The sequence below is a fragment of the Methylophilus sp. 42 genome, from assembly GCF_000384155.1.
GTDB lineage: Bacteria > Pseudomonadota > Gammaproteobacteria > Burkholderiales > Methylophilaceae > Methylophilus.
Map to the genome: position 1 here is coordinate 2778993 of NZ_KB913031.1, position 19249 is coordinate 2798241.

General features: G+C 49.6%; 23 protein-coding genes. 18 read left to right on the forward strand and 5 right to left on the reverse strand.

Going from position 1 to position 19249, the window contains the following annotated elements; all coding sequences use genetic code 11:
- The 8 genes from MET42_RS0113295 to MET42_RS0113330 are packed head-to-tail and all read left to right on the forward strand — an operon-like array spanning position 1 to position 7598.
- A complete protein-coding gene (locus MET42_RS0113295; RefSeq protein ID WP_019883579.1) occupies positions 1 to 1209 on the forward strand; it encodes a hypothetical protein in 1209 nt (402 codons plus the stop codon).
- 7 nt (positions 1210 to 1216) lie between these two features.
- The gene (locus tag MET42_RS0113300) at positions 1217 to 2482 is read left to right on the forward strand and encodes a CpaF family protein (protein WP_019883580.1); all 1266 of its coding nucleotides are present in this window, start codon (positions 1217 to 1219) and stop codon (positions 2480 to 2482) included.
- Positions 2482 to 3399, forward strand: coding sequence for a type II secretion system F family protein (locus MET42_RS0113305; protein WP_019883581.1), 918 nt, complete (start codon positions 2482 to 2484; stop codon positions 3397 to 3399). Before MET42_RS0113300 ends, MET42_RS0113305 begins: the two co-directional genes overlap by 1 nt.
- Positions 3400 to 3401: 2 nt before the next feature.
- Positions 3402 to 4319 (forward strand): type II secretion system F family protein, encoded by a 918-nt coding sequence (locus MET42_RS0113310; RefSeq protein WP_019883583.1) that lies wholly within the window; start codon positions 3402 to 3404, stop codon positions 4317 to 4319.
- Positions 4316 to 5005, forward strand: coding sequence for a hypothetical protein (locus MET42_RS0113315; protein ID WP_019883584.1), 690 nt, complete (start codon positions 4316 to 4318; stop codon positions 5003 to 5005). Before MET42_RS0113310 ends, MET42_RS0113315 begins: the two co-directional genes overlap by 4 nt.
- A gap of 17 nt (positions 5006 to 5022) precedes the next feature.
- Entirely contained in the window at positions 5023 to 5292 is a 270-nt protein-coding gene (locus MET42_RS0113320) for a DUF3613 domain-containing protein (RefSeq protein ID WP_019883586.1), read from the forward strand.
- Positions 5270 to 6898, forward strand: coding sequence for a hypothetical protein (locus MET42_RS0113325; RefSeq protein WP_019883587.1), 1629 nt, complete (start codon positions 5270 to 5272; stop codon positions 6896 to 6898). The genes MET42_RS0113320 and MET42_RS0113325 overlap by 23 nt, the downstream gene beginning before the upstream one ends.
- Positions 6899 to 6947: 49 nt before the next feature.
- Complete coding sequence (locus MET42_RS0113330) at positions 6948 to 7598, forward strand: NAD-dependent epimerase/dehydratase family protein (protein ID WP_019883588.1); 651 nt, start codon at positions 6948 to 6950, stop codon at positions 7596 to 7598.
- Positions 7599 to 7686: 88 nt separating this feature from the next.
- On the opposite strand, the gene MET42_RS15005 is transcribed toward MET42_RS0113330, so the two are convergent.
- Entirely contained in the window at positions 7687 to 8028 is a 342-nt protein-coding gene (locus tag MET42_RS15005) for a PilZ domain-containing protein (protein WP_081624269.1), read from the reverse strand.
- A 218-nt stretch (positions 8029 to 8246) separates the two neighbouring features.
- Between MET42_RS15005 and MET42_RS0113335 the strand changes: the two genes are divergently transcribed.
- Positions 8247 to 8939, forward strand: coding sequence for a hypothetical protein (locus MET42_RS0113335; protein ID WP_232411610.1), 693 nt, complete (start codon positions 8247 to 8249; stop codon positions 8937 to 8939).
- Between the two features lie 223 nt (positions 8940 to 9162).
- On the opposite strand, the gene rnk is transcribed toward MET42_RS0113335, so the two are convergent.
- Entirely contained in the window at positions 9163 to 9522 is a 360-nt protein-coding gene (rnk, locus tag MET42_RS0113340) for a nucleoside diphosphate kinase regulator (RefSeq protein ID WP_019883590.1), read from the reverse strand.
- Positions 9523 to 9690: 168 nt separating this feature from the next.
- Positions 9691 to 10608 (reverse strand): LysR family transcriptional regulator, encoded by a 918-nt coding sequence (locus MET42_RS0113345; protein WP_019883591.1) that lies wholly within the window; start codon positions 10606 to 10608, stop codon positions 9691 to 9693.
- A 125-nt stretch (positions 10609 to 10733) separates the two neighbouring features.
- Between MET42_RS0113345 and MET42_RS0113350 the strand changes: the two genes are divergently transcribed.
- The 7 genes from MET42_RS0113350 to MET42_RS0113380 all read left to right on the forward strand — a co-directional run bounded on the left by MET42_RS0113350 (position 10734) and on the right by MET42_RS0113380 (position 14962).
- Positions 10734 to 11069, forward strand: coding sequence for a hypothetical protein (locus tag MET42_RS0113350; protein WP_019883592.1), 336 nt, complete (start codon positions 10734 to 10736; stop codon positions 11067 to 11069).
- Between the two features lie 318 nt (positions 11070 to 11387).
- A complete protein-coding gene (locus MET42_RS0113355) occupies positions 11388 to 11798 on the forward strand; it encodes a hypothetical protein (RefSeq protein WP_019883593.1) in 411 nt (136 codons plus the stop codon).
- Positions 11799 to 11843: 45 nt separating this feature from the next.
- Complete coding sequence (locus MET42_RS0113360; RefSeq protein WP_019883594.1) at positions 11844 to 12377, forward strand: cytochrome b; 534 nt, start codon at positions 11844 to 11846, stop codon at positions 12375 to 12377.
- 255 nt (positions 12378 to 12632) lie between these two features.
- Positions 12633 to 12971: a helix-turn-helix transcriptional regulator gene (locus tag MET42_RS0113365; protein WP_019883595.1), complete on the forward strand. Its 339-nt coding sequence runs from the start codon at positions 12633 to 12635 to the stop codon at positions 12969 to 12971.
- Positions 12971 to 13429: an ArsI/CadI family heavy metal resistance metalloenzyme gene (locus MET42_RS0113370; protein ID WP_019883596.1), complete on the forward strand. Its 459-nt coding sequence runs from the start codon at positions 12971 to 12973 to the stop codon at positions 13427 to 13429. The genes MET42_RS0113365 and MET42_RS0113370 overlap by 1 nt, the downstream gene beginning before the upstream one ends.
- Positions 13429 to 14475 (forward strand): ACR3 family arsenite efflux transporter, encoded by a 1047-nt coding sequence (gene arsB, locus MET42_RS0113375; protein WP_019883597.1) that lies wholly within the window; start codon positions 13429 to 13431, stop codon positions 14473 to 14475. Before MET42_RS0113370 ends, arsB begins: the two co-directional genes overlap by 1 nt.
- A 16-nt stretch (positions 14476 to 14491) precedes the next feature.
- A complete protein-coding gene (locus MET42_RS0113380; protein WP_019883599.1) occupies positions 14492 to 14962 on the forward strand; it encodes an arsenate reductase ArsC in 471 nt (156 codons plus the stop codon).
- Positions 14963 to 15056: 94 nt separating this feature from the next.
- Here MET42_RS0113380 and MET42_RS0113385 read toward each other — a convergent pair whose 3' ends face one another.
- Entirely contained in the window at positions 15057 to 15548 is a 492-nt protein-coding gene (locus MET42_RS0113385; RefSeq protein WP_029512452.1) for an ATP-binding protein, read from the reverse strand.
- A 154-nt stretch (positions 15549 to 15702) separates the two neighbouring features.
- Positions 15703 to 16863 carry a hypothetical protein gene (locus MET42_RS0113390; RefSeq protein ID WP_019883601.1) on the reverse strand — a complete coding sequence of 387 codons (1161 nt, stop codon included), beginning with the start codon at positions 16861 to 16863 and terminating at the stop codon, positions 15703 to 15705.
- Positions 16864 to 17240: 377 nt separating this feature from the next.
- On the opposite strand from MET42_RS0113390, the gene MET42_RS0113395 reads away from it, so the two are divergent.
- Both MET42_RS0113395 and MET42_RS0113400 read left to right on the forward strand, forming a co-directional pair.
- Positions 17241 to 17510 (forward strand): hypothetical protein, encoded by a 270-nt coding sequence (locus MET42_RS0113395; protein WP_019883602.1) that lies wholly within the window; start codon positions 17241 to 17243, stop codon positions 17508 to 17510.
- A gap of 74 nt (positions 17511 to 17584) precedes the next feature.
- Positions 17585 to 19240, forward strand: coding sequence for a DUF692 family multinuclear iron-containing protein (locus MET42_RS0113400; RefSeq protein ID WP_019883603.1), 1656 nt, complete (start codon positions 17585 to 17587; stop codon positions 19238 to 19240).
- Positions 19241 to 19249: the final 9 nt, after the last annotated feature.

Here is a 19249-nt window from a genome sequence, read left to right on the forward strand (position 1 = left end):
ATGAGTGAACGCAACTGCTATATTGCCATCACCCAGACCCAGGAATGCCTGCAATGGTTAAGCCAATCACTCAAGGATGAAGGAGATGTGATTCCCGCTGACTCCCCCGCGACAGAGCGCGTGGTACAACTCTCGGATGCGGTGGGGGCTACCACGATCTTTATACAGCTGAATCCCGCCGACTATCGGCAAGAAGCGCAGTTGATTGAAGGCATTATTGCAGCCAAACCATTCTTGCCGGTGATCGTCGTCGCAGATTCTTTTGACCAGAATTTGCTATTAACGGTGATGCGCTTGGGTGCGCGCGATTTTATCAAAACCGATACCCGTGCCAGCGAAGTGGTGGCTGAAGTCAAACGCCTAACCCCTCGCGATGCGGCATTGCATGCACCGCAAGCAGATCACGGCGGCAAAATCACTGCTGTGATCAGTGCGCGACCTGGCAGTGATTCACCGATGCTAGCCCTACACCTGGCTCTGGCCGTGCAAGAGACCGAACCGACCCTGCTGCTTGACCTCGGCGTCCCGCACGGAGATGCCATGTTATACCTGGGGCTGACCTCGTCCTACAGTTTTATTGATGCCATTCGCAGCCTGCGCAGAATCGACTCCACACTGATCCAGACCGGCTTTGGCCGACATAAAAGTGGCCTCACCGTACTCTCAATGCCGGAAGACCCCTGGGCAGGCGCACAATTCACGGCGGCAGATGTCTGCGTGCTGTTACGGAGTTTGCGTCGACACTTCCCCAGAATCATCGTCAATCTTGGTGGCATGGTCGGTTCGGATTTTCTGCTGCTGTTATTGGGCAATGTCGATCAAGTACTACTATTAGTCGAACAAAGTGTGCCTAGCTGCCGGCAAAACATGCAACTGATCAAACATCTGCGAGAAGAAAAAGTCGCGTTGAGTGGCGCAGGTGTCGTGGTAGACCATTACCTGTCAAAAATGCCGCCTGATGCCGAGAGTATTGCCCAGTCTTTTGGCCTGCCGCTGCTGGCCACCCTATCCTCGTCAGGCATGGCGCGCCTGGCCACCATGAATTCAGGGGAAAGCATGTTTGAGCTGTCGCCGAATGACCCATACAGCGTCAGTGTACGCAAACTGGCGGACAAACTACTGGACGCCCCCGTCTCTGCCTCAGAGAAAAAGGACAGCCTGCTTCACAAACTGATTGCTGCGATCACGCCTCTGCGTGAAAAGCACTAGAGAGGCAATGATGAACCTGCAGCTACGTGGATTTGATTACGGCCTGAAACAGGCGCAAGACTATCAGGAGCTCAAGTTTCAACTCCATCAGCACCTGATTGCAGAAATTGAACGTGACCATATCGGCCTGCTGGACCTCGCCCGCAGTGACATCGCAGACTATGTGCGGGAGAAGGTGATCAGCTATGTCGCCGAGCGGCATCTGCCCATCAGTGGCTACGACCTGGATAACCTGGTCGAGGAAGTCGTCGATGAGCTGGCGGGCTATGGCCCACTGGAAAGCCTGATCAAGGATGACCGTATTAACGATATTCTGGTGAACGGCCCTAAAAAGATTTTTGTAGAACGGGATGGGCGACTCGAAACCACCTCGTTGCGCTTCATTGATAACGAACATGTATTACGTGTGATTCGCCGCATTCTCGCACACTTGGGCCGTCGTATTGATGAAGCCAGCCCGATGGTGGATGCCCGCTTGCCGGATGGCAGCCGGGTCAATGCCATTATTCCGCCGCTGGCGCTTGATGGCCCTTGCCTGTCTATTCGTAAATTCCGCAAGCAACCCTTGCTGTCTGGTGATTTGCTGCAATACGGCACCTTAGACAACGATATGCTGGCGTTTTTGACCGCCGCTGTTGAGCGTCGCTGCAACCTGATTGTCAGTGGCGGCACCGGCGCCGGTAAAACAACCTTATTGAATGTCTTGAGCCGCTTTATTCCCCACAGCGAGCGTATCGTCACTATTGAAGATGCCGCAGAGCTACAACTGGAGCACGAACACGTGGTCAGGCTGGAAACCCGGCCATCGAATATCGACGACCATGGTGAAATCACTGCACGTGAACTGGTGAAAAACTCCTTGCGCATGCGACCAGACCGTATCGTACTGGGCGAAGTGCGCGGCGAAGAAGTGATGGATGTGCTGCAGGCAATGAATACCGGCCATGACGGATGTATGAGTACCGTGCATGCCAACAGTCCGGAAGACGCCATGTTGCGTTTCGAAATGCTGGCGGGATTAGCCAAATTTCATGGCACAGAAGCTACCTTGCGCAAAATGATCGCTGCCGGGATTGAACTGGTGGTGCAAATCGCCCGCATGCCCAATGGGCAACGCAAAGTAATCTCCATTACCGAGATTGCAGGGGTACGGGATGGTCATTTCGTGCTGAATGAACTCTATGCTTATGACGCCAACACCGGGTATTTTGCACACCCGATGGTCCGCCCCTGCAATAAAAAGTTACAAGACCTAGCGTTCAGGAAACTGTGATGAATACACTGGCCATCTCGTTCATTGTCGGCGCCATAGGCATGCTGCTACTCGCAGTGTGGATGCTCAGGCACAGCAAACAAAAACGTTTGCGCGAACGCATGATGCTCCACTTCAGAGAGGTACTACCGTATGGCAGTACCGTCTCCGGCGTCGCACCCGGCGACCAGCAAAGTTACTGGCACCTGCTTAAGGTGCGCGCCTCTATCTATGCCGGGTTCGAGCTGCAAAAAAAGCATATGGTTGGCATCCCGGTCGCCTTCATGTTCACCGGCATGGTGGGGTGGCTTATCTATGGTTTTGTGGGCGCCGTGCTGATCTTCAGTGTCACGATTTTTTTGTTCGGTTTTTTGCTGCCATACAGCCGCTTGCATCGGCGCCGGGCACAAACGGTTGCCCAGATTCCCCTGTTTATTGATCAGGTATTGCGCAGCCTCAGTACCGGCCGCAGCCTGGAAAGTGCCATGCGTTTTGCCGCAAGCGAGGCACTGACACCATTACGTGACGTGGTGGATCGCGTGGTGCGCGCAGCGGATCTGGGCGCGGATATGATCGAAAGCCTGTCAGAGGCAGCCAAGCTACATAATCTGCGTGAACTGAACCTGATTGCGCTGGCCATGCGCATCAGCAATCACCACGGCAGCAGCCCGCGTGACATGCTGGAGAGCGTAGTAAAAATGGTGCGCCAGCAGGAGCTGGCGCGGCGTGAACTGGCCGCCATGACTGGCGAAACCAGAATGTCGGCCTGGGTGCTGGGAGTGACGCCGCTGGTCATCGCTGGCTACATCATGTTAACCAACCCCAACTACCTGAACATGTTACTTGAGGATGCCTCAGGGCAAACCATGATAGTGACCGCCATGGTATTTCAAGGGCTGGGGGCACTCATCCTTTGGCGCATGCTACGGAGTGTTTGACGATGAATCTGGCCTGGTCGATCTCTATTATCCTGATGTTACTGGCGGCGGGGCTATTTCTTTACACGGCCCAAAAAAATAGCCACCCAAGACATATCCAGCGACGTTTTCGCGAAGCCTTGCATCAGGAAGGCATTCATATCTCTGCCCAACTAGGATCACTCGACCTTGAAGAGGCCTTGCAAAACATGCTGGACAAGGTTTCACGCAGCGAAATGGAGGAAATGCAGCGTTTGCTGCTACAAGCAGGCTGGCCGGGGGCCAAGGCAAAATGTACGTTCTTGCTAATCGCATGGGGACTGCCCACGGTACTTGGTGCCTTTTCTGCCATGTATGCCATATTGAACCAGGACAGCCTGATCAATGTGCTGTTTCATTTGCTTTTTGTGTTTGCAGCCACCTTTGTGCTCATTCGCCGCTCGCTGCGCTGGAAAGCACAAAGTCGGCGTGATGCCATCCGTAAAGAGGTGGTGCCGTTTTTGCACCTGCTGCGCATGTTGTTTGAGGCAGGCCTGTCCATGGAGCATATTCTGCTGGTCATCGAGCAACAGGGCAAAGACCTGATTCCCAACCTTGCCGAAGAGCTCGGCCTGGTGATCAAACGCATACAAACGGGTCAAGACCGGTCGGATGCGCTGGTCGAAATGGCTGCGCCATTAGAAGTGATGGAGTTGAACGACACGATTGCCATGCTTAAGCAGGTCACGCGCTATGGCGGCAATATCAGAGATTCACTGACTGAATATACTGCATTGATCGAGCAACGCCAGGTCTCGGAGTTGCGCGAATATGTCAGTAAACTCTCGGCAAAAATGACAGTGGTCATGATTCTGTTCTTGTTTCCAGCACTGATGATTTTCCTGGCCGGGCCAGGATTTATCGGGCTGGCGAAAGCATTGAAAGGAGCAAACGGCTTATGAAATCGATCACCATCATGATGGTATTAGCGGGGCTTTGGCTGCATGGCTTGCCATATGCGCTCGCTGCTGATACCGACACAAAATCGCTGCGACAGATCAAAGTCCCAGCCAATAAGGCTTGCACAGAAGTCTCTGCTGAAGAAACCACAAAGCTCGGATTCATTCAGCAGATGCTGGCAGAAGGCAAACCGCACGCTGCACTCGCCCACCTGGAAGCGGCCAACATTAAAAATGAGCAGGCGGCCTTGCTGCGTGCCCATGGCTTACGCCAAACCGGGCGCGCCTTGCAGGCCCAGGTCATTTATGAGCAGTTAACCACCAGTTGCGTTTCCGGGCACGCCTATCGCGGCCTGGGGCTAATTGCCAGCAATGCCGGTCATTTGCAAGAGTCACTGCGCTATTTGCAGGCAGCCAGTAATGCGCTGCCAACGGAACATACCATCCGTAATGATCATGGCTATGTCCTGATGCAATCGGGTGCAACGGAGCCGGCTTTGCACGAGTTTTTAACCGCAGTGGAGCTTGCACCGGACTACCGGCAGGCTGCCCATAACCTCATCCTACTGCTTTACCAGCAAGGCGACACCGCCAGGGCCGAGGCTTTTGCCAGGCAATTTGGCGTAGACGCCGAGGAAATGCAGCAACTTAAGAAAATGTCACCGGAAAACCGTCGAGCAGGCCCTTAAACCGCAAGGAGTGCATCATGAAACGATTTATTACGCTCGCCCTCTGCGGCTTTTTCAGCGTCACCCATGCCATGGCGGAAGACAACCAGGCCATCGTTCAGCCACCTGCACGCGCGCTATCGCCGACGCAACAATGGCTGGAACTGCAACGCTCTGGCAAAGCGGCCTCGCCCCAAGCCCAGCCGGTCTCTGGCGAGGTGATGGATAAAGTGCATAGCCGCTACATCAAGAGCTTTGAGAAACCCATCCCAGAGTATTATGAGCATGCAATGCCCACCACCCGCTAGCGCGCAATCCCAGCGCGGAGCGATCGGCCTTGCCGGCGGTTTGCTGCTATTGATGGCTTTGCTGTTCACTGCCCTGGTGGTAGACAGTGGCCGCCTGTGGATGCAGCAAAAGCAATTGCAATCGATTGCAGATATGTCTGCCATCCATGCCTCACGCTATCTTGGCTGCCAGGCCAATCTGCAAAATATCGTACAAATGGCGCAGCAAGCAGCAGTGAATAATGGCTACGGCGGACAACTTGCCAGCAATCCTAACCAAGTCCTGCTTGGCAGGCTGGATACCGTACAAGGCATACGGAAATTTACGGCCGATGGCAGTCATCAGGCGATTTATGTCAGGGCAACAAAAGAAGTCGCTAAAAGCCTGGTCGCCGGTGGGCTGATGGGTGGCACCATGCTCTTGCGGGCGGAAGCGGTGTCAGTGTCCGATCCGCCATTAGCCGTGTTTAGTGTAGGCAGTTTTACAACCAGCCTCAGCAGCCAGCAATCCGTGCTGTTGAACGGGCTGCTCGGAGGCATGCTGGGTGGGCCACTCAACCTGGATGCAGTGACCTATCGAGGCATCGCAGCCACCAAAATCACGCTGCACGATATCCTGGCTGTGTCCGGCCAAGCCGGTACGCTGGAGGATTTACTCAATACCAATATGCAAATTGGCGATCTACTCGATCTGCTCGCCAGTGCGGCAGGCCAGAGTGGGGCGGCAAATCTGCAAGCGGTCTCGGCCATGCAGAGTATCGCGGCGATTGCGATCAAAAATGTCCCCATCAAGCTGGGCGACGTACTGGCGGTGACTACACCTGACACCAATGCCGCGGCGGCTGTTGCCCTGAATGCATTATCCATGATTACCACGGCCGCCATGATTGCCAATGGCACCAATGCGATCAGCCTGCCTTTAACACTCAACCTGGCCTCTATCACCAATATCAACGCGCAAGTGACGGTCATTGAACCGCCCCAACTGAGCGTAGGCCCGGCAGCGGGCAGTGGCAACCTATGTGCTATCGCGCGAACGGCGCAAATCAGGGCCAGGGTTGGCGTCCTGGTCAACATTCCACTGTTGGCGCGCATAGACCTTGCGTTGAATACCGAAGTCGCACAAGGCTCTGCCGGGCTGCGTACCATACAGCAAAATGATGGCGTATCAGAGGTTGAAATAGACGCCAGCCCCGGCATCGCAGCGCTCACGCTCACCAACAATGCCGGTACGGGGCCAGCAAGAGTGTCCACCCTGTTAAGTATCCCCATTGCAGATATCGGCTTAAACCTGCCTATTCAACCGGCCAATGCACAAACACTTCAATATTCAGTGGCAAATCCGGTGGAGAATCACTTACCCCAAATGCAGTCGGTCTCCAGCCCGGTGGGCAGCAGCCTGGAAAACGCCCTGTCAAAATCGAACGCGCTCAATGTGACCATTCTGAGTGTACTGAATCTGGGATTGGTGAATAATGTGATTTCCACACTGGTCAGCCCGCTGCTGGCAGAGATCGGACGTGTATTGCTAGACCCGCTACTGAATTTACTAGGCATCCAGGTGGGTGGCATGGATGTCACCCTCGAGGATTTGCAATATCGTCAAGCCAAGCCTTTGGCCATGTAGCGACGGCCTGGCTGTCTATCACCCCTTGACTTAAGCGCAGGAGAATCAAGTGACCCATCGCAGAGTATTAATTGCTGGTGCAACAGGCCTGGTAGGCTCGCATATCTTGCAGCGCCTGTTACAAGACGATACGGTCTCAGAAATCCATCTGCTGTCCAGACGCGATCTCGCGCGCCAACACCCCAAGCTCCACATGCATCAAGTAGACTTCAAGCAATTACCCCCACTGCCGCCGCTAGATGAAATTTATCTGGCACTAGGCACCACGATCAAACAAGCCGGTAGCCGGGCAGCTTTTGAAGCCATAGATCTGGACGCAAATGTGGCCGTGGCAAATGCCGGACTCACCGCTGGCGCAAAACGACTCGGCTTGGTGAGCGCCATGGGGGCAGATGTTGATTCAATGCTCTTTTATAACCGCATTAAAGGCGAGCTCGAAGCTGAGCTCTCCACGTTGCCCTTTGAAACCTTGGTGATCGCGCGCCCCTCTTTTTTGCTAGGTGACCGTGACGCGTTAAAGCAGCCGCAACGACATGCTGAAAAACTCGGTATTTTAATGTTCAAACTGTTAGCACCGCTTTTACCCATACACCTGCGCGCTGTAGAGGCCTCTAAAGTGGCGGCATGTCTGGTGACGCACGTGCCTGCCGTGTCAGGTGGGAAAGTCATCCTCTCTGGAGAGCTGCAAAATGATGGATGAAAAAAACCAACAGAGGAGAGAAATCAAGGGATCAGGGCCACCGGAATGCCCGGCTGGATGTGTGATGATCGCGCTCAGTGAATGCAGCTTATTGCGCCATCACCGACTGAATCAAGCTTCGATTTTCTGAAGAGACGTCCAGAAACTCCAGATTGGTTCTAAAGCCCTTCATGCCACACAGTGAAGAGAACGTCACCCGGCAATTAAACCGGTAATTACGCAGTGCCGACCCGACAAATACCGGCACATGCACATTGCATATCTGCCCGGGTTTATATTGCTTGTCAGCAAAGAGACTCATTCCCATCAAAGAGATATCGTGCGTAAACACGATATATTGACAGCCCGTACTATCGACTAACTGAGATTTCTTGTGCCACGAGCGACGATTCTTGTCTATTGAGGTATTGTGCAAACTACTGGAAGACATGGACTAACTATGACTGACTTAATTGCCCGGCATTATATGATAGACACCTGTTGAAAAACCGGGATTGCCAAGCCAGGTAAATCAACTTTACGCATCCTATCCCGCCATAACAAATACAACGAGAAATGTATTAAAGTAAGGCATGACTCTCATCGAGCATTTCATCATGCCAGGTCATTTTAAGCTCATAAAAACCACTACATACTTAGTCGAAAAAAATGAATAACTCTCTGACTCATATTTTTGCAACCACCATGGTTGCGCTCTCTGTCATTGCAAACGCTCGTTTAGCTGCCGAAGAAATGCCGCAACCCTCGACCATCAGGCTGCCTGGCATTTACCATGTATGGGGCAAAGATACAAAAGACATGCCCTCGATTACTTTTGACGAACTAGAAGAATGCATGAGTTCTGATGTCACGATCAGGCAGCGATTTGATAGCTTTCAATTCGAAACAAAACAAATGAACGAAGAAGTGTTAAAAGCCGAGAATAGTGTGCAGGAAAACCAGAATGCCAGGCTAACTTTGGAAAAAGAGGCAAGCGCGGTGCAGTCAGAGATTGCAGCAATGAATGCGCTGAATGATCAGTTCTCTCAAAGAAAACAAGCGCTCTCTGTGCAAACGCGCCAAAGAGTGGATGCACCAACAGCAAAGAAAATCAATCAACAGGTCGACCAATTCAATAAAGACATTGCTAAATTTAATGCTGACTCATCCGTATTAAAAGAAAAAACGCAGCAATTAAAAGCAAAACAGCAGCAATTTAATGACAATTTAGAAGGCTTAAAAAATCAGTTAGACCAGTTAAATAGCAAAACCAGCGCGTTTAATGAACGCAAAAAATCTTTCGATAGTACGCTTCTCTCTTTTAAAGACAAATGCACAGGTGCACATAAGCTCGAAAAGTAAAAAGGCACCTCCGAAGAGATGCCTTTTCTAGCACTGAATCAATATGCAGTTAATCGAATGCGGATAGGGAATGTTTTACCCCGTTTAAAATAAGTCACCTCAGTTTAAACGGTCCTAGTGGCAAAGCATGCCCTGACTGAATAATGCCGGGAAGCGCCTATCTTTCATATGGGAAATTTTCCCGAATGTGCCGGGAAGGCGCTTCGTATCAACGCGAAAAACTTTAAGGTGCGTGAATCACATTCACCACTTTCAACCGCCTGGATTCGCCATTAGGAAATGGCCAATCAATTTCCTGGCCGACTTTTAATCCAAGTAAAGCAGTCCCCACCGGTGAAAATACAGAAATCTTTCCCAGTTTAAGATCAGCTTCTTCAGGAAAGCATAACTCTATTTCTCTTTTTAAATCGTTGCTTTTATCCAGGTAAATTACACGTGAGTTCATCCTCACGACATCCACAGGCACTTGATCCGCTGCAACGACAATCGCCCTGCCTAGCTCATCCCGTAACAATTCATCATGCGCCAGCGTCGATAAGCGCGCATAGTCCTGATCCGACAATATTAAGTTTTCAGATTCCATATTTTCCAACCATACAAAATGCTAATCATCCCCAAGGGCAAGCGGACAGAATAATAGCTATAGGTGGAAAGAATAAGCCTGTGCAATAGAACATCACTGTTTCCTATATGACTACAATCACTCTATGTTGCAGTGATCAAGCATCATAAAAGAACTGCTTTTTCAGTCCTAGTCGGATGGCGACGCTTTATCCCAATAAGGTTCTGCGCCAAATCGCTCAGACAAATAGTCAATAAAGGCACGAGTTTTCAAAGGTAAATTCCGCTTAGGCAAATACAATGCGTAGACATGTTGCTCTACAGGAATGTATTCAGACAAAACCGATTTCAGACGTTTGGCTTGCAGATCCTTACCAATAATAAACGTCGGTAATAGCGCCAAGCCAAAGCCGCCTAAAACGACTTGCGACAATGCCTCATCGTCATTAATCCGCAACCTGCCAGAGACATTGACGGCAACCTCGCCCTGAGGCCCGTTAAAGCGCCACAGGCCTTTGTCTCCCGAGTGAATATAATCCAGACAGTTATGATTGACTAAATCCTGCGGGATGACGGGAATGCCATGGCGCTCGAAGTATTTAGGCGTTGCACACAGATTTCGCCGAATCGGTGCCAGCTTTCTCGCCACCAGGCTTTGCGGCAAATCCCTGGTGATTGCAATCACCACGTCATAGCCCTCTTCAGTCAAATCCACTAAGCGATCGGTAATCGTCATGTCGATTTCCAATTGCGGATATCGATCCATAAACTCAGCAATGGCAGGCGCAATATGCAAGGTGCCAAAAGCCACTGAAGCGGCTACTTTAAGCACGCCGCGCGGTTGTGCATTCAGGCTTTCAATCATTTGCTGTGCTTCTTCGGCTTCATAACTGATGCGAGTGCAATAGTCATAAAAGCCAGTGCCAATTTCGGTCAAGCTGAGATGCCGGGTACTGCGGTTAAGTAAACTGGCGCCTAAGGCATGCTCTAACTTCGCGACCGCCTTGCTCACGGAGGACTTGGTCATGCCCAGCTTCCTGGCTGCAGCCGAGAAACTTTGCTCATTGACCACATGCGCAAAAATGATCATCAGGTTTAAATCATACATCAGCTGATTGTATCCCAATAAGAAACAGTTATATGCAATCTGAAGGACTAATTTTATCCATAGAAATGTATAACATACGACTTAGATGAAGATTAAGAATGAAGCATAAACAAGGATGTTGAGCCATGTATAAAGCATTTTCCAATACCAGATTATTCGTGATGACTTATCTTGTCCTGGCCTTGCCAACCTATTTAGCTGATGCTGGCGCTGTTGCAAACGACTCCATACTTTATGTATTGTCCATGGTCGGAATATGTGGAATCTGCTTGATCAGAGGCACCATTATCGGCAAAAACTGGTTGGTGCTCATCCCGTCTGTCGCCTTTGTATTCGACCTGACACCGGCCCTGGCAGCGATTTCATTCGTGCCTTATTTATATCACTTACTCGCCATTCTCTTAGGGGCAGCGTCTCTATCAGTCGCCGTCACTCATACCGACACTTATAAAATGAGATGAATCAGGTTTAGAAATCTGAATGGATACCGTAACTGCCGCGCTCTTGAGCCCTTCAATGAGCGCGCGAAAATCAAGTACCATAAGGCCAAGCCGACAGATCAGCCAACGATCTAACTCCAAATGACCATTAATTAGTCGCATCAATACCCCCCCCTGACCAGCCCCCTCTTGCATTACCCCACAAAAGTTTATACACTACATACAGACCTGTCTGCCTATGATGGCAATCTATCCTAATTTGAGCGTTTCGCATTAGGTTTAGTCAGACAGTTTTAGTGGTGTGGCGAATTAAAACAAAGATTTCAAGGGGAAATAAAGATGAATGAAGATAAACATGCAGGCAATGTGATTTTACTGAGGACAGCTTGCATGACATTGCTATTGGGTTTAGTGCTGGCATGGTGCCTGGTGATGACCCGCGGCATGAAAATTCCTTACATGCTCAATCTATTTACCAGCACCGAAAACCTGCTATCAGGCCATTTAGACTACTTAATGATGACCATGTTGTTATTAGGTTTTTATGCCTCAAAAATCAGCTTGCCCAAGTTTGTCCTGTGGCCAATGGCATTAGGTTCCATCGGCAATCCAACGGCTTTTCTCGTGTTAGCCATTGCCCCAAAAATTCATTCATTGCCTTATATTGTGTTTCTCTATACGACATTATCGTTAACCACCTTTGGGTTTGGCATGGCTGCGATTAAAACGCTTAGATACTCTCTGAAGTAAGCTTACCACTAGCGTAAAGCAATAGCATTTGGGCGCATACTCACCATGGGCATCAATCTTAAGAACTCGTATACACAATATGGTCTGATCGCCAGAATTCTGCATTGGACCAGTGTAGCGATGCTGTTAACCATCATCGTGGTGGCTAGCCAGTTCACAGACAAGGCTACCAACGCTGACAAACTGACACTAATCTCCCTGCACGCTTCAATCGGCATTCTGTTGCTGATATTGATGCTTGCCAGGCTGACATGGCGAAACCTGAACCCAAATCCTATTCATTCTTACAGTATCAAAACCTGGCAAAAGCTGGTGGCGATTTCCTTGCACAGATCCATATACCTCATCATCATGACACAGTGTTTCTTGGGGATATTGATGTTGCTAAGCAGCGGCGAAACACTGTATTTTTTCGACATATTAGAATTGCCGCCATTACTTGAAAAAGCGCACCCCATTCACCAAACCTTATTAGGCTTTCATTATTTAATTTCGGTGATGATTTACCCGCTATTTGCAGTCCATATTACTGCGGCCATTTATCATCAAATCTTTGGCTTAATAGAAGAGCATTCATAGAAAATCCTATCAGGGCAGCTTCTATCAATAGCGGCCACTATGAGGCGAGGCGAGCACTACAGTTTGCCATTCTCGCCCTGATAAATGCCAACGCTCACACCACGCCAACACTCTCCACCGGAATGACCGCCCCAACCTTTATTGCCAGCGGTAACCATTCGCTCAATACGTATCGTTAGCTGACACACACCCATCTGATGCAATTAAATTATCAGATGGTTGCATTATTTCCATATTTATGGAAATATAGAATACATGGACATTAAATCAGCAGTGACGCAGCTTTCATCAATCGCTCAAGAGGCACGCCTGGAGATATTTCGTCTGCTTGTTCAAGCAGGCATTGAGGGGCTACCAGCGGGCAGTATTGGAGAAAAACTCGACATTCCGCCCAGCACGCTCTCGTTTCACCTCAAAGAGCTCAGCCAGGCCGGACTGATTCACTCGCGCCAGGTCAGCAGATTCATTTACTACACGGCCAACTATGCCGCAATGAATGGTTTGCTTGCGTATCTCACTGAAAATTGCTGTGCCGGTGTCACTGAATGCTGCCCCGATGTCACAAGCTGCAATCCCGAGAAAGGGAATGAATAATGAAACGTATGCATTTGCATGTCTCCGTTGACGATATCAATCAGAGCGTCGGTTTCTATAGCAACCTTTTTGGCGCGTCTCCAACCGTCTCTAAACCCGACTATGCCAAGTGGATGCTGGATGACCCGTTAGTCAATTTTGCTATCAGCAAACGTGGTGCCAAAGCTGGCTTAAACCATATTGGCATTCAGGTTGAGCATGAATCTGAGCTTGAGGAAATCAAAGCGCGCTTAGAAAAAGCCGAGCTTAGCCTGGTGACTGAAGAGGGCACGACTTGCTGCTATGCAAAATCTGACAAGCATTGGGTGCAAGACCCCTCTGGGATCGCCTGGGAAACCTATCGCACATTAGCCAGTGCGCCCACCTTTAGCGGGCAAGAAGCATCAGCGCCTGGTGCTGCCTGTTGCATTCCAGCCGCGCAAAAGATTGAAATAGCTACCCGTAAGAAGTGCTGCTAATGAATCAGATCTCGCAAACCAGCCCGATGAGCAACTTTGAACGCAACCTGACATGGTGGGTGCTTGGCTGCATCGTAACCGGCATCGCATTAGGTCAGGTGTTTCCTGGCTTCTTCCAAACTGTGGGCAGTCTCAAAATCGCTGAAGTGAACCTCCCGGTAGCTGTCCTGATATGGCTAATGATTATCCCGATGCTGCTAAAGATTGACTTCAAGACCATGGGTGATGTCCTGGCACACAGCAAAGGAATAGGCGTGACATTGTTCATCAACTGGATAGTGAAGCCTTTCTCTATGGCCTTGCTTGCATGGCTGTTTATTCGCCACTTGTTTGGTGACTTATTACCCGCGGCGCAAATTGACAGCTACATCGCTGGCCTGATTTTGTTAGCGGCAGCCCCATGCACAGCGATGGTGTTTGTCTGGAGTGGACTATGCGGCGGCGAGCCTAAGTTCACACTCTCTCAGGTGGCACTTAATGATGCCATTATGCTGTTTGCCTTCGCGCCACTGGTCGCATTATTGTTGGGACTATCAAGTATCGTCGTCCCCTGGAACACGCTCTTTTTGTCTCTGCTGCTCTTCGTTGTCGTCCCTGTGGTGATCAGCCAGTTTGTGCGTGAAGTGATATTGTCAGGCCGTCAGCAAGCGCTGAATACATTACTCAAACGCATCCAGCCTGTTTCCCTGTCTGCATTACTGGCAACGCTGGTATTGCTGTTTGGTTTCCAGGGCCAGCAGATTATTGCGCAGCCCTTCGTGATCGCCTTGTTAGCAGTGCCCATCACCATTCAGGTGTATTTCAACGCCATGCTGGCGTACTGGCTAAATAAGAAACTGAAGGTGGCTCACTGTGTCGCTGCCCCATCGGCACTGATTGGCGCGTCAAACTTCTTTGAGCTGGCGGTAGCAACAGCTATTGCCCTGTTTGGGTTCAACTCAGGTGCGGCGCTCGCCACCGTGGTCGGTGTACTCATTGAAGTGCCCGTCATGTTGTCTGTGGTCGCAATTGTCAATCGTAGCCGCGATTGGTACGAGAACGCCTAATTATCGAAAGCATGCAATGAATATCCTATTTTTATGTACAGGTAACTCCTGCCGCTCCATCCTTGCTGAAGCAACATTCAATGCATTAGCGCCAGACAGCATGCAAGCCATGAGCGCAGGCAGCCAGCCTACCGGTGAAGTGCATCCGCGCTCTATCGCCCTGCTCAAGCGTGAGGGCATTGCCACAGAGGGCTATTACAGCAAGTCATGGGACAACCTGCCAGTGACACCAGACATTGTCATTACCGTATGCAGCAATGCGGCGGGGGAAACCTGCCCGGCATACCTTGGTAACGTACTAAGGGCGCATTGGGGCGTTGATGACCCCGCCAAAGCAACTGGTACAGACACTGAAATAGAGGCTGCATTCACCCAAGCATACTCGATTCTACGCACAAGGATTGAGGCATTCCTGAGCCTGAGTCCTGACTGCCTGAATGATAAAGAAAAGCTCAAGCAGGCATTACAGCTGATTGGTCATATTTGAGACGTCTAAAAATGCAATCACTTCCCCATGCAAATACATCGACCACTGCCAGTCATCCAAAAGTTGGGTATTGCCATGAGCATTCAGTAATAGATCAAGACTCAATATGCACCATGTTCAAACCTTCATTTTGTGAAGGTGGTTCAAAAAAATTAGTCACATGGTAGAACACCGCCTCATTATCAAACTGCGCGCGTTCTGGCTGCTCCGTTCTTCGCTTGGCTATGTGCAACAGACATTGCTCATTACTTAAATCCAGATAAATCAGCGCATGATTGCATTCAATCTCGTGACACAGTTGATTGAACCAAGCGCGTTGATTCAACGTATTGGCTGGAAAGTCCATCACAACATTCGTGCCTGTTTTAAGAATGGATTGAACATGCAACTTAACAAAAGGTTTTATCCGGGCAGAGTGCGTCATATAGTCGTCAAATGAATAAATTTGATCGGGATAATGTGCAGATAACCACTCATCTTCTGATATCAATACAGCATTTTTCTCTAGCGCAAGCGTCTTGGATTTTGTCGTTTTTCCGGCGCCCATCTTTCCACAAAAGAAAGTTAACGTTCCTTTCTGATTCACAGCGTATCCTTGGCTTTTGATGAACATGAATACTAACACCCAGAAACAAAAAAGACCCAAGGCGTTAACCTTGAGTCTCTTAGGATGCATTGCCTACCTAACGCGTCGAGTACTTACAATACCCAAAACTACAGGTGAGTGAATGACGGGCGCATCAATGCCCTTTACCACTCGGAAGAATATCGGTATTAAAACCAAGCACCTTACCCGCCCAGATAAACACCACCCACACCAGCACACCAAAAGGCAAATAGCCTGCAAATCCCAACAGTGGCATTTCAGCATAAATATGAATCACATTCACATAAGGAATATCGTAGACCCAGTAATTCGGGTTGGTGACCGGTAATGCCGGATGCGCGCTGCCGTAGTTCCACACCTCCCAGAAAAATCCGTTAAACAATGAGCTGATCGCCATCAAAAGAACCGGACTCCAATTGCCGTTGGCGACATCGGTAAATGGGGTCCAGATACCACGCATCATCAATATGCCAGCGATACCTATCAATGGCGCAATCCACATGGCCCAAAACAACGGATAAGGCCAGAACGGCACGGCGGCAAACAACACAAAACTCAGGTATAACATTGGCTTTGCCGGCAGGGCCAGCTTGGGCCCTTGGGCATAGCGCCCTGCAATTTTAGGAAAAGCATTCAGCAAGGTATACCACTCAAAAATGGCCGGCCAAACAGTGGTGTAGGCAAAAATAAAAATCCACACAATCTTGGCATGGCTTAAACCCGGGATGTCAGTATTAGGGTAATACCAGTTACCTAACGCAAAATAATCGAAATATTCAAAGAAATACCAGCCAAAAATCGATACAACCGCACTAATCAGAAATGTTTTAGGGCGACTTGCAAACAGCGAGTAACCACCAGAATAGCGGTATGCCAAGCCATCAAGCACAAAGATAAATCCCCACCACATCGGCGTAAAGGCGTAATACACCAAATCACCAAACGGTGTCGTGCGCGTCCACATCAACCACCAGAAAAACACTGTGACAACCGCCCCCACCCAAAACCACCAAGGCAACGCCCGCAGTGCAGGCCGCGGAGACGGGGCGGGCGGTTTAAAGCCGAACCATTGCGGGAATATTAAAAAAGCAGCAAATGCGGCTTCGAGCAGGGCAACCGCAATAAAAACAATCAGATTAAACCCCGGCGGCTCTGCCACAAACTGAGGTGGAAAAACGCCAAAACCTGGCGGTAGATGCGTAGTCGGATAAGCAAACCAGGACGCGGCTAACGGAATTAATAACATCGCCACAACGGTCATCACCAACGCAGAACGTGTTGTAGTTGAAAACATAATTTCCCCTTTTGATTTACAAACGATTTGTGCTCAATGATGAGCACTTATAAATATTACATAGTCACCGCCACTGGCGAGACCATTTATTGTCATACATATTCACTTCGGTCAAATTCATAAACTGGGACATGTTTCTGCCTTAAGACCCAAACGCAAGTAATGGATACCATCGCTGATTTCTGAACGATGGTTCGAGAGGAGCGATGAGAGCCAAGATGGCGCAATCAATTGTTTTTATTTTTTGCTTAACGTCCTATAAGGAAAATCAAAAAAACTTTCAAAATAAATGTAAGGGCTGCCTATTCCAACTGACTAATGCTGGCACTACAAGGTTATTGATTCATTTTTATTGATTGTTACTTTTAGGAGATGTTATGAAAACTACTAACAAATTGGCTACTGCCGCACTTTTGGGTCTTTTTACAGCTTCAGTGATGACGGCCTCTCCAGGATTTGCAGGAGAAGATGCTAAGTCTAGCTGTAACGGCAAAGATAATGCCAAGATGGAAAAAGCCAATTGCAAAACGGCAGATGGCAAAGAGAAGCATGCGTGTAAGGGCAAAAACTCATGCAAAGGCCAGGGCGGTGATGGCAAAAATGCATGCAAAGGTCACGGCTCCTGCGCAACAGACGGCAGTAAATAACTGAGCAATTATCTCAATCAGCACCAAGAAAGCAGGGAGAGTTACCCTGCTTTCTTGCGGAGGCCTTTTCTTAAATGTGCTTAGTTAATTCATCATTTTCGCTCGGTTTCGGGCTCGGGCTTAGGCCACAGCATTATTCTTATATTTTTGAACATCAGCCCAAGCTTGACTGGTTTGAGGTGATTTCCGAAAACTTTATGGATACCGACGGCAAACCAAAACGCAACCTGGCGCGCATCAAGGAACTTTATCCAGTGGTGATGCATGGGGTTTCCATGTCGATTGGCAGTGTGGATCCGCTGAATTCCGAGTATCTGACAAAACTGAAAGCACTGATGGACTGGCTGAACCCCGCTTGGATTTCAGATCATCTGTGCTGGACTGGCGTCGCGCATAAGAATACGCACGACTTGCTACCGCTGCCTTACACCGAAGAATCGCTGAAGCACATTGTTCGCCGTATTCAACAGGTACAAGACCGGCTGGGGCGCAGAGTCGCCTTGGAAAACCCCTCGACTTATCTGGAGTTTAAGCACTCCACCATACCAGAAGCAGAGTTTATTGCGGCCATGGCCAAAGAGGCTGATTGCCACTTGCTGCTGGATATAAATAATGTGTATGTGACCTGCTTTAACCACAGGCTGGACCCGCAAAACTACCTGGATGCGCTGCCTTTGGGCCGGGTGATACAGATGCATCTTTCAGGGCATAGCAATAAAGGGCATTACATTGTGGATACCCATGATGACCATGTGATTGATGAGGTGTGGAACCTGTACAAGTATGCGGTCAACCGCGCCGGACGCGTTCCGAACACCATGATTGAATGGGACGACCATATCCCCGAATTTCCGGTGTTGTATGCGGAACTGGACAAAGCCAGGGAAGCTGCCCAACATGCGACCGAATTTACCCTACCGCACATTGCACAGGCTGACAGCGTGATTTTTATTGAGAAAAATGTCACTTTGCCAGAGGCACAAACGCATATGCAACAGGCGGTGATGCTTGGCGACCGCTTTGATAGCGTCCCTGATCAGTGGATACGGGCCAAGAATGCGTTTGCGCCACATGAGCAGCTATCGGTGTACGCAAATGCTTACCGCTACCGCTTGTATGATGTGGTTGCGGAAGACTACCCGGTATTAATGCATTACCTGACCGAACAAAGATTCTCTGCACTCATTTGGGCATTTGTGGGCGAAGTGTTGCCGGATCACTTTAACATTGGCCGCTTTGCGCTGAAACTACCAGCATTTATTCAAAAAACCTTGCCCAACGACGTCTTTGCGCATGCCTTGTGCCAGCTGGAAACCGCTGTTGCACAAATGACTGATCCCACAGAAACCGCAGCACTCCATGAAGCGGATATTCAAGGGCTGACTGCCGAGACACTTCTGGACCTCACACTTTATCCTCGGCAAGCGCTGGCCCTGATGCAGTTTGATCAGCAGGTGAATGCCTATTACCAGGCCGTCATGGATGACCATAGGCCTGTGGTGCCAGTGAATGAGGCCGTTTACCTGGCCGTGTTCAGGCATGAGGACGTGGTCTGGCGTATGGAGCTGGAGGCACAGGAGTTTGGGTTGCTCTCCAAACTATTTGATGGCGCCACCATCGGTGAGACACTTTCTGACGTACATGAAACCGAGCAACACAAGATCAAGGCATATTTTTCAAAATGGATGCGAAACGGCTTATTGGCATCGCATCACTACGAGTATCGATAAAGGGGAAAT